This is a genomic window from Streptomyces zagrosensis (assembly GCF_014203645.1).
Taxonomy (GTDB): Bacteria; Actinomycetota; Actinomycetes; order Streptomycetales; family Streptomycetaceae; genus Streptomyces; species Streptomyces zagrosensis.
This window is the reverse complement of sequence record NZ_JACHJL010000003.1, coordinates 228,305-243,914: the sequence shown is the minus strand read 5'-3', so window position 1 is coordinate 243,914 and position 15,610 is coordinate 228,305. Positions and strand designations below refer to the sequence as shown.

The 15,610-nt window shown below is 71.3% G+C and carries 8 protein-coding genes and 1 pseudogene; 6 read left to right on the top strand and 3 right to left on the bottom strand.

Going from position 1 to position 15,610, the window contains the following annotated elements; translation table 11 throughout:
• The first annotated feature begins 112 nt into the window (after window positions 1–112).
• Window positions 113–2,590, top strand: a complete 2,478-nt coding sequence (locus tag FHS42_RS07925) for a cation-translocating P-type ATPase (RefSeq protein ID WP_184570256.1) — start codon at window positions 113–115, stop codon at window positions 2,588–2,590.
• 105 nt (window positions 2,591–2,695) lie between these two features.
• Here FHS42_RS07925 and FHS42_RS07920 read toward each other — a convergent pair whose 3' ends face one another.
• The gene (locus tag FHS42_RS07920) at window positions 2,696–3,460 is read right to left on the bottom strand and encodes a calcium-binding protein (protein ID WP_184570254.1); all 765 of its coding nucleotides are present in this window, start codon (window positions 3,458–3,460) and stop codon (window positions 2,696–2,698) included.
• Window positions 3,461–3,765: 305 nt separating this feature from the next.
• On the opposite strand from FHS42_RS07920, the gene FHS42_RS07915 reads away from it, so the two are divergent.
• Entirely contained in the window at window positions 3,766–4,587 is an 822-nt protein-coding gene (locus FHS42_RS07915) for an SAM-dependent methyltransferase (protein WP_184570252.1), read from the top strand.
• Window positions 4,588–4,764: 177 nt separating this feature from the next.
• Here FHS42_RS07915 and FHS42_RS07910 read toward each other — a convergent pair whose 3' ends face one another.
• Together FHS42_RS07910 and FHS42_RS07905 are read right to left on the bottom strand one after the other, a co-directional pair.
• Complete coding sequence (locus tag FHS42_RS07910) at window positions 4,765–8,571, bottom strand: molecular chaperone Hsp90 (RefSeq protein ID WP_184570704.1); 3,807 nt, start codon at window positions 8,569–8,571, stop codon at window positions 4,765–4,767.
• A 377-nt stretch (window positions 8,572–8,948) separates the two neighbouring features.
• Window positions 8,949–9,977: a DUF3027 domain-containing protein gene (locus FHS42_RS07905; protein ID WP_184570250.1), complete on the bottom strand. Its 1,029-nt coding sequence runs from the start codon at window positions 9,975–9,977 to the stop codon at window positions 8,949–8,951.
• An 876-nt stretch (window positions 9,978–10,853) separates the two neighbouring features.
• On the opposite strand from FHS42_RS07905, the gene FHS42_RS36705 reads away from it, so the two are divergent.
• The 4 genes and pseudogenes from FHS42_RS36705 to FHS42_RS36695 all read left to right on the top strand — a co-directional run bounded on the left by FHS42_RS36705 (window position 10,854) and on the right by FHS42_RS36695 (window position 15,541).
• Entirely contained in the window at window positions 10,854–12,878 is a 2,025-nt protein-coding gene (locus FHS42_RS36705; protein ID WP_376772545.1) for a hypothetical protein, read from the top strand.
• A 26-nt stretch (window positions 12,879–12,904) separates the two neighbouring features.
• Complete coding sequence (locus FHS42_RS07895; protein WP_246494366.1) at window positions 12,905–13,432, top strand: hypothetical protein; 528 nt, start codon at window positions 12,905–12,907, stop codon at window positions 13,430–13,432.
• 180 nt (window positions 13,433–13,612) lie between these two features.
• Window positions 13,613–14,422 (top strand): annotated as a pseudogene (gene mqnB, locus FHS42_RS36700) (futalosine hydrolase); the annotation flags it as partial.
• 279 nt (window positions 14,423–14,701) lie between these two features.
• The gene (locus tag FHS42_RS36695; RefSeq protein WP_246494409.1) at window positions 14,702–15,541 is read left to right on the top strand and encodes a 1,4-dihydroxy-6-naphtoate synthase; all 840 of its coding nucleotides are present in this window, start codon (window positions 14,702–14,704) and stop codon (window positions 15,539–15,541) included.
• Window positions 15,542–15,610 lie beyond the last annotated feature (69 nt).

The following is a 15,610-nucleotide window of genomic DNA, read 5'->3' as shown; positions in this document are numbered from 1 at the left end:
GGCCGGACGCAGCAAACGCCCCTGGGGTTGCCGCGCTCGCTGAGATAACTGCCACCACTCTTCCCCGTGGATTCGAGGGGTGCGTCTCGCCTTCCCCCCGTACCGTCGTGTCATGACGTATCGGGCTGAGACCGCAGTCGAGGGACCTGATCCGGAAGGCGACGCGGCCTGCGCTTCCACCGACACGGCGGCACGTGCGTCCGACCACCCGGGACTGAGCGCGGCCGAGGTCGCGGAGCGGGTGAGCCGGGGCGAGGTCAACGACGTACCCGTGCGCTCCTCGCGCTCCACCGCTGAGATCGTTCGCGCCAACGTCTTCACCCGGTTCAACGCGATCATCGGCGTGCTCTTCGTGATCATGCTGGCCGTCGCGCCCATCCAGGACGCGCTGTTCGGCTTCGTGATCGTCGCCAACACCGCGATCGGCATCATCCAGGAACTGCGCGCCAAGAAGACCCTGGACAGCCTGGCCGTCATCGGTGAGGCCAGGCCAACGGTGCGCCGGGACGGGGTCGCCGCCGAGATTCCCACCGCCGAGATCGTGCTCGGCGATCTGGTGGAGCTCGGCCCCGGCGACAAGTGCGTGGTGGATGGCGAGGTCGTCGAGGCGGACGGCCTGGAGATCGATGAGTCGCTGCTGACCGGCGAGGCCGACCCGGTCCTCAAGAAGCCGGGCGACCCGGTGATGTCCGGGTCCTTCGTGGTCGCGGGCGGCGGCGCGTTCACGGCTACCAAGGTGGGGCGCGAGGCGTACGCGGTACAGCTCGCCGAGGAGGCGTCGCGGTTCACGCTCGTTCACTCCGAGTTGCGCAGCGGCATCAGCCAGATCCTGAAGTACGTGACCTGGATGATGATCCCGACTGCCATCGGCCTGGTCATCAGCCAGAGCGTGGTCGAGAAGAACGACTGGCGCGAGGCCGTGCGCCGGATGGTCGGCGGCATCGTGCCGATGGTGCCCGAGGGGCTGGTGTTGCTCACCTCGGTCGCCTTCGCGATCGGCGTCATCCGGCTCGGCCGCAAGCAGTGCCTCGTGCAGGAGCTGCCCGCGATCGAGGGTCTGGCCCGAGTCGATGTCGTATGCCTGGACAAGACCGGCACCCTCACCGAGGGTGGCATGGACGTCACCGAGCTACGGCTGTTGAACACCGACGCTCGCCAGGGCAACGGCGCCGACCGCAGCAGCGGCAGCGGGGCCGTGGACGAGGCGTACGTACGGCAGACCCTGAGCGCGCTCGGCGCGTCGGACCCACGCCCCAACGCCAGCCTGCAAGCGATCATCGACGGCTACCCGGGCCGTGCCGACTGGCGCTGCACCGAATCGCTGCCCTTCTCCTCTGCCCGCAAGTACAGCGGCGCGGCCCTGAACGACCCGGACGGCAAGGCCAGCACCTGGCTCCTTGGCGCCCCCGATGTGCTGCTGCCGGACGGCGACCCGGTGCTCGCGGATATCGAGGACCTCAACACCCAGGGGCTGCGGGTGCTGCTGCTGGCTCGTACGGACAAGGAACTGAGCGACGCCGAGGTCGCCCACGGCGTGCACCCCACCGCGCTGGTCGTCCTCGAACAGCGACTGCGCCCGGACGCGGCCGACACCCTGCGGTACTTCGCGGAGCAGGACGTCGCCGCCAAGGTCATCTCCGGCGACAACGCCGTGTCGGTCGGCGCCGTGGCGAGCAAGCTCGGGCTGCCGGGCGCCGAACACACCGTGGACGCCCGCCGGCTGCCCACCGACCGCGAAGAGATGGCCACCGCGCTTGAGGACGGCGCGGTGTTCGGACGGGTCACCCCACAGCAGAAGCGGGACATGGTGGGCGCGCTGCAATCACGCGGCCACAACGTCGCGATGACCGGTGACGGCGTCAACGATGTGCTGGCGCTCAAGGACGCCGATATCGGCGTCTCGATGGGTTCGGGGTCCGAGGCCACGCGCGCGGTGGCGCAGATCGTCCTGCTCAACAACAGCTTCTCGACGCTGCCTTCGGTGGTCGCCGAGGGCCGCCGGGTGATCGGCAACATCGAGCGGGTCGCCAACCTCTTCCTGGTCAAGACCGTGTACTCGGTGCTGCTCGCGCTGCTCGTGGTCTGCTCACAGGTCTCGTACCCGTTCCTGCCCCGACATCTGACGCTGCTGTCCACGCTGACCATCGGCGTGCCGGCGTTCTTCCTGGCGCTGGCGCCCAACACGGAGCGTGCACGGCCGAACTTCGTGCGGCGCGTGATGCGGTACTCGCTTCCGGCGGGCATCATCGCGGGCGTGGCGACGTTCGTTACGTACCTCGTCGCGCGGCACGTCTACACCGGCGAAGGCGCGCGTGACGCCGAGACGAGCGCGGCGACGCTGGCGCTGTTCCTGATCTCGATGTGGGTCCTCGCGATCGTCGCCCGGCCGTACACCTGGTGGCGCGTCGGCTTGGTGCTGACGATGGCGCTCGGGTTCGTGGTCGTGGTCGTGACGCCGTGGCTCCAGGACTTCTTCGCGCTGAAGCTGGTGGGCACCTCGATGCCCTGGACTGCGGTCGGCATCGCGGTGGCCGCTTCGGCGCTGCTTGAGGTGTCCTGGCGCTGGGTAGGACGACGCTTCCCCACGTAACGCGGCCTGTTGCCACGCAACGCGGGCCGCACCACATGTCAGCTACGCCAGCGGGCCCGCGCCGCTGTATGCGGCACGGGCCCGACCAACTACTACGTGCCGACGTTACTTCACATCGACGAAGTCCACGCCGGACGCCACCGCGCCATGCGAGGTGTTGCCGGCGTAGTTCCAGCGCCAGTCGCCGTCCACCGACGCCTTGACCGTAGTCTTCAGGTCGCCGTTCTTGGCGGTCTTGATGGTCTTGACGGCCGCGAAGGTCTTGGCACCCTTCTTACGGAACTCCAGCTTGGCCGACTGGCCACCGTGGGCAACCCACTTGTGGTCGCCGAACACATCCCAGTGTGCGCGCGTCAGCTTGCCGGTGACGGTGAGGGTCTTGCCCTTCTTCACCGGCTCGGGCGAAGCGTTGACCGTCAGCTTCGACCACCGCTGAAGCTTGAAGGAAGCGGCCTTGTCGGACATGAAGTAGTCGCTGTCGTTGGCGATCACCGTCGCGTCCACGTACCAGGTGCCGGCCAGCGCGTTGGTGTACAGGTCAACCTTGGAGTCCACCGTGAAGTTGGCGGTGCAGGTGACGGTGGTCCCGGCCGTGCACTTGACCTTGCTGACGGGCTGGAAGAAGCCGGCGGACGGGCCAGCGATGTTGATGTCCGCCTCTTCGATGCCCGAGTTGTCCTGGGCCGTGATCACCACGGTGAACTTCTTGGCGCCGCTGGTGCCGATAACGACGTTCTTGCCGCCGTTGACCACCACCTTGGTGACCTTCGTGTCACCACTGCCAGCAGCATGCGCCGACGTAGCGGACAGACCCGCCAGCGCGGTGGCACTGGCGGCGGCGAGCACGACAAAAGTGGCGCGTTTGCGCATGAATCCCCCATGGGATGAAAAGAGGCTCCGTCGCGTCCCATGACATGACGGAGTCAGACGGGAACAACTGTACGTATTTCACCAACTGGCCACAACTGTTTCTGTAGTCACACGAGTTACTTGCTCGCGTGAGGCGGAGTTCGGCTGCCGGTACGGGTGGCCTGCGGCGGGAACCAGCGCCGGGGGTCGGCGGCGCGTGGCCAGAAACCGGGCACGTACGCTGGGCCGACAGCAGCTCAGCCGCCCCAACTCCGCGCTCCACGCGGCCGTTACGGGGCGGCGTGACCGATGGGGGAACACACGGCATGGCGGGATACATCTTCCGAGCCGAGGACATCGATACCAGCAAGCCGCACTCGGCCCGGATGTACGACTACTTCCTCGGCGGCAAGACGCATTACGAGGTGGATGCGCTGGCCGCCGAGAAGGTCCTCGCGGTCTGGCCGCGCGCCAAGGTCTGGGCGCGCGCCAACCGTTCGTTCATGCACCGCTCAACGCACTGGCTTGCGGCCGAGGCAGGCATCCGACAGTTCCTCGACATCGGCACCGGAGTGCCCACGGAACCCAATCTGCACCAGATCGCGCAACGTGTCGCCCCGGACAGCCGGGTGGTGTACGCCGACCACGACCCGATCGTCCTCACCTACGCCGATGCCCTGCTGCGCAGCGCGCCAGCGGGCCGTGCGGCGTATCTGCACGCCGATGTGCTGCGCCCTGAGACGATTTTCGACGCGCCGGTGTTGCACGACACGATCGACCTGAGTCAGCCCGTGGCCCTCTCCCTCAACGCGCTGCTGCACTTCGTGCCGGACGAGAAGGGCCCGTACGAGCTGGTCGCCCATCTCGTGGACCAGCTCGCGCCGGGCAGCTACCTCGCGCTCTCGCACGGCGCGCCCGACGACGATCCGGTCACCACCGCGCGCGTCACCGAGCTCTACCGCAGCAGCGGCATCACGGTCGTCGGCCGCACCCAGGACCAGGTGACCCGCTTCTTCGACGGTCTGGAGCTGGTGGAGCCCGGCGTCACGATGATTTCGGCGTGGAAGTCGGAGATCGACCAACCGTTGACGGAGGTCATCGACGCGGAGGTGTCCCTCTTCGCGGGCGTCGCGCGCAAGGTCTCCTGACGGGGCGCGGTGGGGCCGGGCGCCACGCATATACCGCCAGTGTCGCCACGGGCCGGCCCTACTCCGAGCCGGCCCAGCAGGCGGGCCCCACCAGACCGAACCCACCAAACCCACCGCACCCACCACACCCACCACACCCACCACACCCACCAGATCGAAGCCGCCAGGCGGAAACCGTTAAGCGGTGCCGTCGAACCAGCGGGACTGGGCCAGTTCCTCGGTGCGGGTGGGGTCCTCCAAGAGGGCGGCGACCTCGAAGCGGCGTTCCCACTGGCCCGCCGCCCAGGACAGGCCCGCGGCCACGCCCTCGACCGTGGCCGCGTGCAGGGTGCCGTCCACGTAGCGCCAGTCCAGTTCGAAGTGGCGCACGTTCGGGCCGGATGCGGGTCCTGAGCCGTTTTCGCTGCCATGACCGGGGCTGGTCTGCCCGACGCCGGTTCCGACGCCGGCTCCCACCGCGACCAGCAGTTCCTCGTGCTCGATGTAGAACAGCGGCGCTCCGGGCAGCAGCTCCCGCACCGCTGCGGCGACCTCGTGCGGCTCGCCGTGCGAGACGACCGGCGCGGGGTGTGCCTCGCTCAGCCGCCGCACCTGGAGCAGCTCAGCGAGGTCGGCGGCCTGGCCGGGGGGCACCGGCAGCAGGGGCTGGGACTCGGCGACGGCGAGCGGCATCAGGTCCGGTGCATCGGCGACCAGCGCGTCCGCGGCGTCCACCACCTCCACGGCGTACCCGGCACCGAGCTCCGCACCCGCCCCGGCCTCCGCACCGGCATCACTCTCGCCCCGGGCCGCTTCCGTGGCGAGCCCGTACGTCACCGCGCGCAGTTCATCCGGCAGGGTGACCTCATCCGGTGTGAGGCGGGCCAGTGCTCCGTAGAGGCCGCGCAGTTGGGCCGGGCCGACGGAGCTCGCCTCGTCGGCGAGGCGGGCCAGGAGTTCGGCCGCTCCGCCGGGCTCGTCGAGCAGGGCCGCGGCCGAGGTGCGTACGCCAAGGGCCCGCAGCACCTGCGCGTCCACATCGGCCGTGTCCGCCGCCTCGTACAGGCCGGCGAGCAGCGGATCACCGCCGGCGGCGCGCAGCCCGGCCGGGCGCCGGCCGTCGAGTACCGGATGGTCGCGCAGCCACCACGCCGTATACGGCCGCACCGTCTCCGTGGTCCCGCCGGGCAGTAGCACCCGTACCGGCGTGGTCAGCGCGTCCCGCAGCGGCGGCTGGGAAAGCATCGCGAGCGCCAGTGGCCAGGCGTCGTCGTCCACCAGGTCGAGATCGCGTACGGCCATGACCTCGGCGGCCACCGGCGGTACGGACGTCTGCGGCAGCGCGTCGAGCAGGTCCTCGCACCACACGTCCACCGCGTCCAGTACGCCCACGTCGTCGGACTCGGGGAAGTCGCTGTCCCTGGGCTCCAGTTCGTCCGGGTCCAGCACGATATCGGTGGCCCGTACGAGCGTAAAGCTGGCGAGCACGCCCACCGCGGCCAGCGTCTCCTCGCCCCACCGCTCGGCCAACTCCGCATCGCAGGCAGCCAGTTCGCCCTCGCGGATGACCTGCTCGAAGTCACTGCCAGGTACCACCAGATCGCCGGCGAGCGCCAGTTCGCCGTCCTCGTCGGGCAGCGCGAGGGCGGCGAGCCAGGGCTCGTCCCCGGGCACGAGCCGCGCGTCCCGCACCAGGGCGAGCACCGTCTCGGCCAGCGCGTCGCTGTCCGGCGGCCCGCCGATGGCGTCCTCGTCCAGGTACGCATCGAAGTCGTCGGCGGCATCGAGCGAACCCGCGACGGCGGCCCGCACCTGCGGCGTGGTCAACACGGCCCGCGGCGTGGCCGGGGTCGCGCCCAGCTTCTCCAACAGCGGATGGACCGCATCGGGGTGCGCGACCTTCAGACCGAGCCGGGCGAGCGTGCGGTGATGCCGCGCGGCGGTGGAGCCGGGGGATGTGTCTCCGGAAGCGGTGTCCCCGAGAGCGGTGCCTCCGGGAGTCGTGTTTCCGAAAGCAGTGTTCCCGGAAGCAGTGTTCCCGTAAGCGGTGTCCCCGAGAGCAGTGCCCCCCAGCGCAGTGTCCCCGAGAGCGATGTCGTCCGGCAGCGGCAGCAGGACCTGGCGGGGGCCGATCGTGGTCCGTACCGCCCCGCTGTCCATGCCGTGCCTACGACCGGTGACGGCCCCTTGCGGGGCGCCGCCGGCGAGCGGCACCGGCAGGCCGGTGAGCAGGTCAGGATCGGTGCCCGACAGCGCGTCGTACAACCGTCGCCACCAGGTGGGCCGGCGTTCCGCGCCCGCGAGTCGGTCGATCATCTCGCCGAGCGGCACCCGGTTCACCCCCAGCGCGCGCAGCTCGGCCCGCCGCTCAAGCCCGGCGGGCAGCAACTGCGGGAACAGCTCGGCGAGCACCCGTACCGCCTCGGCGCCCGCGCCCTCCAAGAGCTCCGCGTCCATCGGCCGCAGCACGGCGGGCGCCTCATCGACGGGCGCGATGCCGTACGGGTCGGCGTCGGCCGCAGCCGCTACGTCGTCCAGCCCGGCCTCGTCGTCCGTGCCCTGGCCAGCCCCGTACGCCGCGTGCGCACTGGGCAGGAAGGGGACCCGCGGCAGCAGGTCGAGGACCAGGCGGCGCAGCGCGCCGTCAAGTTCACCCTTGCCGAGTGGCCCGGGGACCAGGTCGATGGTGCCAACGGTCACCGGGTGCCAGTCGCGAAGCAGCGTGGCGTACGCGTCGGCCGCGCGAGCCACCAAAAAGTCGGTGAGCGGACCCGGCGCGACCCGGCGGCGGGTGGGCTCCAACGGGAAGGAGGCGATGAGCAGCGCGGGCAGCCCCATGGGCTCGTCCGTGGGCGTCGGCGCGTGCACCACGGGAGCCACGCCACCACGGGCGGCCTCTCCGCTGCGCTGCGTACCGGCGGCCTCCAGCGAGCCGGCGCCAAGACCGGACAGCGCCGCGGCGGGGCCGCCGTCGATGCGTACCGGCGCGCCGTCCGCGTCCACCGGCACCGCCCAGGTCACCGACCACGCGGGGCGCAGCCGCTCTTCGAGCGGGCGGTCGGCGAGGAGGTCGGCGGTCAGCGGGCCCCCGGCGCGGGCCACGCGCCAGCGCGTCGCGCCGCTCTCGTGCGCACTGTCCTCAATCACCACGTACGGGCCGTCCTGGCGCCGCCGCAGCGTCCGTACGCCCTCCGGGGTCTCCACGACGACCTCGGCGAGCCCGGGCAGGGTGAGCAGCAGCGAGGCGTCGATGGCAGCGAGCAGCCGGCGGGTGAGGTCCTCGGCGGCGCCGTCGCGCAGCGGTAGCACCACCACGCTGTCGTAGCCCTCCGGGGCCTGGCCCTCGGCGGGCAGCGGCAGCCGTAGCAGCGGCACATGGCCATCGCGGCGGCGCAGTTCGTCGGCGAGCCCGGGGCTCGCTTCGGCCGCCTGGTGCGCCAACTCGCGCGCCTCGGCGAGCGACCAGCGCACCCCGCCGGTGCGGCTCACGATGGCGGGTTCGTCGCTGACCGCGAGCACCGCGGCGAAGCCGACACCGAACCGGCCCACGGCCAACTCCGCTGGTACGGCGGCGGCTGCGGCATGGGCGCCGCTTTCGGTATGGGTGGAAGCGCCGGTAGCGGGGTGGCTGTCGCGCTTGGCTGAGGCGCGCAGGGTGGACAGGGACTCGGCACCGGCAGCGTCGAGCGGCACACCGTTGTTGGCTACGGCGAGCGTCGGGCCGGCAGGGCCTGCGCTCTCGCCGGCGCGTGGGTCGGAGGTCGTTTCGGGGCCGTGCAGGGTGAGCCGTAGCCGCCCTGGCACCTGGGCGCGGGCGGCGGCGTCGGCGGCGTTTTGCGCGAGTTCGATGATGAGGCGGTCACGGTAGCCGCCAAGCGCGAGGTCCTCCTCAGCGTTGGCGTCCTCCCGGAACCGAGCGGGCGACGCGGACCATGCGTCCAGTACGCCGCGCCGCAGCCGCCCGGTACCGAACGGGTCGGCATCGCCCGTCGCGCCGCGCACCATCGCCGTACTGCTGCTCACGTGTCGTCTCCCCTGTCCCGATCCGCTGGCGGCCCGCCCGCTCCGTGCGTGCGGCATGCCCGCGGTGATGCGTCCTTCGGTGAACGTACCGTCAACCGGCGGCGGCCCCGGACTCCCCCCGCCCTCCCAGTGAACTGCACAGGTCGCACGCGAAACACTTACGGGTGGCGCGGGAAACACACACGGGCCGGCCGACGCCAAAGGAGCGACCTGGCCGCAACCAGGGCTCGCCCGCGCTGGAGCGGCGCCGAGCTCAAGGTTGAGCACCCAGCTCGGGCTAGCGCACCCAGCTCGGACTAGAGCACCAGGTTCGGGCTAGAGCACCAGGCTCCGGCTAGAGCGGCGCCAGGGGGCGCGGGTCAGGAATGACCCAGTTCCTCCGCCGGGCCGTCCGGTTCGACCGAGCCGCCCGTCCGATCGGGCCGCAGGGTCAGCGGATCGACAACCGTCTCGTCGATGACGGGCAGGGCCGGGCGGGGCGGCTTCGGCATGACGGCCGCCTCGGAGTGGCCACCGCAGCCGTACGAAAGGGAGACCACCCGGCCGTCCGCGGGGCTGAACTCGTTCGCGCACACCCCGAACGCCTGCCGCAGCGATCCCGCGAGCGGCGTCAAAAATCCACAGGTCACGCAGGAAGCGGGGGCTGCCTGGGCCATCGGGGTCTTCGCCCCGTACGACTCCTCCCAACGGTCCGCGGCCACGTGCAGGCCGTAACGAGAGAGCACTCGGGCGCGCCCCAAGCCCAGTTCCTGGGCGACCGCGGCGATCGTGCCGGTTACGGGCAGTTCCGTGCCAGCGTCCACCGCTTCGGGCTCGACCAAGCCACCGGCGCCCGGGACCACGACCGGGGGCTGCACCGCCGGGGAACCCGGTGTGACGTCCGCGTCCTCGGCATCCGCGAGCTGAGCCAGCTCGCCGGAGAGCACCGGACGCCCAGCACGGCCCGCGTCACCGATGGCGCGCACGGGCGACTCCTCGTCCGCGAGGATGGAGTTCGGTGGCGGATTGTCCTCGCCGGTGAAGCCGGGCTCAAGGCGCAGATCGTCCGCCTCGGTCGGCAGCAGATCGCCAGGGCCCATGTCGCCCGGGCGCAGCCGCTCGCTCCAGGGCACCCACTCCGGCGCGAGCAGCGCCTCGGGCCCGGGCAGCAGCACGGCCTCATCGAGCGTGACGAGCTTGGCGCGGGACGCGCGGGCGACGGTCACCGCCCAGCGCCAGCCCCGGTAGCCGGGTTCCGCGCACTCAAAGAAATGGGTGACCACACGGTCCCCGTCGGCAACGGTGGCAACGTGCTCCCCGACGAGTCCCGGGAGCGCCGTCTCCTCCGCCGCCACACGGGCAAGATCGACCGCATCGGCGCACAAGCGGTCCGGGGTACGGCTTCGCATCGCAGCACTCACAAGAATCGATTCTCTCCTACGCCGTCTCACGAGCGCGCCAGCCCAGCGGCCGGAATAGCGGACGGAGCGGACCGGAGGACCGCATTCGACGTCCGCGCCCGAACGGCCTCGGGCGCACCCAGTACGTCCCATTCTGCGGGACGGTGACCCGGTGCGTGGCCAAGAACGACCGCCAGTGGCGCGTTAGGCACGCTACCTTGTCGAGACGCACCCTCCCCACCCCGCCTCGGCGCCGCGACGTTTCGCCACCCCGATTCCCGCCCGCAGAGCACCCTTTCGGGACCGCTCTCCCGGCCGCTCCCCCAGCCGCCCTTGCGGCCATTTCGCTGGCCGCTACGGCTGCTGCGCTGGCCCTGGGCCGCGCAGGTGCCACCCACCGCGCTCCTTCTTTCCTCGCTTTCGCGGTCACTTCCCGGTCCCAGAATTTTTCGCGGTCACATCTTGGGTCACGGGCCGCACCTTTTCGCCCGCCCCGTGGCCACGCACCTTCAAAACCACTGATTCCGCCGCTCCCAGCCCCCATACCCGACCACCGCCCCTCACATCCCGCACTGCCATCCACAACGTCGAAGGGCCCCTCACCCATACCCGGTTAACCCGTACCGCGTACCCCGTCACGCATGCGCCGTAAGCCCCCCATACCCCTCGCCCGAACGCCGCAGCCCCAGGCCGCGGCCCCGTGCATGGCCCGGAGTGTGAGGGAAACGCGGAGGAGAAGCGGCGGAAAGTCGCGTAGCACGCCCATGTTGGGTAGACGATGTCGTGGTGAGAGGCACAAGGTTCGCCGAAAGCGGCCCGATCGGAAGATCGAGGCGCTCATTCGGCCACGCGCTACGCCGCCCGTTCGCTAGCACGGCACGCGGCGTGCGTCGGGCTACCCACGCGCAGGGCGCCGGGGAGTCAGGACTCGGCAAGCTGATCGAACTGCACGCCGTGAATTCCGCGGGCGACATGATGATCACCGTCGCCCTCGCCTCAACCGTCTTCTTCTCCGTACCCACCGACGAGGCCCGCGGCCGGGTCGCGCTCTACCTCGCCATCACCATGGCGCCCTTCGCCCTGCTAGCCCCCGTGATCGGACCGCTGCTCGACCGCATTCCGCACGGCCGTCGCGCCGCGATGGCCAGCGCGATGCTGACCAGAGCGCTCCTCGCGCTGACGATGGCGGACGCGGTCTCGGGCGGTGGCCTTGAGCTCTATCCGGCGGCGCTCGGCGTGCTGGTGGCGTCCAAGGCGTACGGAGTCGTACGGTCCGCCGTCGTGCCCCGGCTGCTGCCCCTGCGCTTCTCGCTGGTCAAGGCCAATTCGCGGGTGACGCTCGGTGGGCTGCTCGCCACCGGTCTCGCCGCGCCCATCGGCGCCGGATTGCACCAGATTGGGCCCGCGTGGCCGCTGTACGGAGCGTGTGCCGTCTTCACGACGGGCACGATTTTGTGCTTCACCCTGCCGCACAAGGTGGACTCGGCGAAGGGCGAGGCAACCGCCCACCTGTTGCCGCGCCCGCCCCACCTGCTGCCGCACGGCCATGAGCCCGCACACCTCTCCGGCGCTTCCCATGACTCGGACAGTCCGCATGTCTCGGGCGACTCCCGTGATTCTGATGGTTCTGGTGGTTCTGCTAGTTCTGCTGGTCCCAGCAGGTCTACTAGTTCTGATGACTCCGATGGCGTTGCCGCAGCCGATTCCGAGCGCTCGCCGCACCGCACCGCATCGGCCGCCCTCCCCCGGGGCGCGGTCGCGAAGGTGGCAGCACGCCATAGCTCGGTCTCGGCGCTAGTTCCGGTACCCGTGCCAGGGCCAGGACGCGAGCACGAGCCGAGTGCGGGACGCGACGCGGGTACGGACCTGACGACGGCCCCGGACGCCACCCCGAGCCCGGGCGCCCCCAGCCCGGCCGGCGAAGCCGAGCGGACCGCGAAGGAGGCGACGGAGGCTGAGGGTGCGGCCGGGGAGGATGCCGCCGACGCGTACGACCGTCCCGGGCCAGCACTCGTAGAACCCGGTGACACGGGGTCCGGTGATGCGGGGACCGGTGACGCGGCGTCCGCCCACGCCGGGTCCGATGACGCTGAGTCCGTTCCCGTTCCCGCCGAGGTCAGCCTCAGCGAAGTCAGCCTCACCAAGGGCAGCCTCATCGAAGGCAGCGCCAGCAAGAGCGGCCTCAGTGCGGGCCCTTCGACCGGTCAGGAGATCGCCGTCCGCGGCGGCGGCAGCAGCAGCAACAGCAACAGCAACAGCGGCAGCACCAGCACCAGCGGCACGGGTAACGGCGGCGGGGCGCAGGGCAGGCGGCCGGGGCTGCGCACCGTTGGCTCGTCCGTCCTGCATGCGCTGCCCGCCAATGCGACGCTGCGCATGCTCTCCGGCTTTCTGACCCTCTTCCTGGCGTTCATGCTGCGCGAGCATCCGCTGGGCGGCCTTAGCCCCGAACTGTCGCTGGGCATCGTGGCGGTCTCGGCCGGTGCGGGCAATGCGTGCGGCACGGCGATCGGCGCCGGGCTGCGGACCCGCGGCCCCGAGCTGATCATCGCCGCCGTGCTGACCACCGCGCTCGGCACGGCGATCACCGCCGCCGTGCTCTTCAGCCAGGTCGCCGTGGCCGCGCTCGCCGCCATCGCAGGCCTCTCGCAAGCGCTGGGCAAGCTGTCGCTAGACGCGTTGATCCAGCGGGACGTACCGGAGAACGTCCGCACCTCGGCGTTCGCCCGTTCCGAGACCGCGCTCCAAATGTCCTGGGTCGCCGGTGGCGCAATCGGCATCCTGCTGCCGCTCAACGGCGTCATCGGCATGGCGGCGGCGGGCTGCTTCCTTACGCTGGGCTGGCTCGGCACCGTGCCGGGGCTACTGGCGTCAGCCAGGCGCGGCACGCCGCACCCGCGCGTGGCCTGATCCACCCCGCCCGATAGCCTGCCAGCATGACCACTGCCACGCGGCGGAGCCGCGCTTCGATGTCGTCCTGGCGCAAGGGCCGCCGCGTCGCCGCCGCCGTCGGTGCCGTATCTCTCGGGCTGATCACCCTTGCCGCCTGTGACAAGCCGACCCCGCTCGCGACCGTGACCGTGGGCACGGACTCGGTGCACACCGAGGCCACCAAGGGCTGCAACGGCGACGGTGACCCGCTGAGCGAGAAGGAGCTCAAGGGCTGCCTGTCGAAGAAGACGGGTAAGTCGATCAAGGTCGCGCCTGGCGAGAAGGTGCGCATCGGCGTGGAACCGGAGATCGCCGAATCCGGCTGGGTGATGGTCTCGTCCAACCCGATCATGAAGGAACCGAGCGAGGACAACTACCGCAGCTTCGACAGTGACACCCTCTTCGAGCAAAAGAACCCGCAAACTGGCGAGTCGCTCGGTATGAGCAAGAAGGTCACCATCGCCGTCGTGGAGCTGACGAAGAAGGACGGCCCCAAGGCGATGTGGCACTTCGAGCTTGAGCGCGAGAAGTAACCGCAGGCCGGCTGCCCGCCGGACGACTGCCCCGGCTACCCGCCTCCCCGGCGGTCCTCTTCCCCCCACTGCCGACCGCAGAGCCTTTTCGTACTGCCAGCACCAGCACCACCAGCACCAGCACCGCCAGCAGCACCCCCACACCTCCCGCATATCGCACCGACCAAGGGGCGTGAGCACATGCGCGCGCTAATCGTGACCGCAGTTTCGGCCGAAAGTGACGCGGTGGTGCGGGGCATTCGGGAGGCCGGCGCCTTCGAAGGCGTCGAGCGCTCCCTGCCCGGCGCCCCCCGCTATACGCGGCACCGACTGGCCCTTCCGATGCCGCGGGCCGCCGACGCGCTGACCCTGGACGCGCTGACGGCCGATGTCATCGCGGCCGGAGTCGGCCCGGCCGCATCGGCCGCCGCCACCGGCAGCGCCCTGGCCACCGCGATCGCCGAGGGCGCCCCGTACGACCTCGTCATCTCGGCGGGCATCGGCGGCGGTTTCCTTACGCACCAGGCTGCGTCCGGCACGTCGGCTTCGCCCGCGGGGTCTTCGCCCGCGGTGCCGGCAGCCGAGGTGCCGGCGGCCGGGGCCAGCGTTGGGCTGGCGACCGTGGTCGTCGCGGACGCGATCGTCGCCGCCGACCTGGGGGCGGACACTCCCGAAGGGTTCGCCGCCGTTACCGAGCTCGGCTTCGGCACCGTCGAGCACGTACCGCCGCCGCATCTCGTACAGACCCTCGCCGAGGCGATGGGGGCCGTCTGCGGGACCGTACTCACCGTCTCGACCGTCACCGGGACCGCCGCCCGCGCCGCCCAACTCCTCACCCGCCACCCCCGCGCGGTGGCCGAGGCGATGGAGGGTTTCGGCGTCGCGGAGGCGGCCACCGCCTACGGAGTGCCCGCGCTGGAGGTCCGTGCCGTCTCCAACGCGGTCGGCCCGCGCGATCGGCCCGCCTGGCGCATCGGCGAAGCGCTGGACGCCCTCGCGGAAGCCTTCGCCGCGCTCGCGCGGACACCGCCCTACAGGGCGGAAGCGCGGGCGGCGCGCGACGCGCCCGCCACGCCCGATGTGCCTGCTGTGCCTGCCGCCGGCCCCCGCACGCCCGCCGAACGCGGCCCCCGTAGCCACTCCCCGCGCGAGGAGGACCCCGTGACCAGCGAAGGTTTCGATGGCACCAAACGCTTCGAAGGCACCGAACGCTCTGCACGCTTCGCACGCTTCGCACGCTTCGAACACAGCCACCGCAGCGAGGGCGGCCAGCGCGGCGACGACGGCCCGTTGCGGATCGCGTACTCGCCCTGCCCGAACGACACCTTCGTCTTCGACGCGTGGGCCCACGGCCGCGTCCCGGACGCGCCCGCGCTCGATGTGACCTTCGCCGATATCGACATCACCAACGGCATGGCCGAGCGCGGTGAGTTCGACGTACTGAAGGTGTCGTACGCGGTACTCCCCTGGGTGCTCGACCAGTACGCGCTCCTGCCGTGCGGCGGGGCGCTCGGCCGTGGCTGCGGGCCCCTGGTGCTCACCGGTGGACCAGCGCGCGCCGCTGACCTGGCCGGCCGTACGGTCGCGGTGCCGAGCGAGCGCTCCACCGCGTACCTGCTGTTCCGGCTGTGGGCCGCCGCCGAGGTGCCCGGGGGCGTGGGCGAGATCAAGGTGTTGCCGTTCCACGAGATCATGCCCGCTGTGCGGGACGGCTCGGTGGACGCGGGCCTGGTCATCCACGAGGCGCGGTTCACGTACCAGAACTACGGACTGCACTGCCTCGCCGACATGGGCGAGCACTGGGAGGCCACCACCGGGCTGCCGATCCCGCTCGGCGCGATCATCGCCAAGCGCGCACTGGGCCCCGAGCGGCTGCGGGCGCTGGCCGCAGCGGCGCGCACCTCGGTACGGATGGCCTGGGATGACCCGCTGGCCGCCCGTCCGTATGTGCTGGCGCACGCGCAGGAGATGGACCCGGCCGTCGCCGATCAGCACATCGGCCTGTACGTCAACGAGTTCACCGCCGACCTCGGCGAGGACGGCTACGCCGCCGTCCGCGGGCTACTCACCCGGGCCGCGGCCGATGGCCTGGTGCCCGCGCTGCCCCCCGGTGCGCTCGACTTCGTCTGACGGCGGTGCCCCGCGGGGCGTCACGGTGTCTCACGGGGCGTCACGGTGTCCCACACCTCGCGGTGCCTC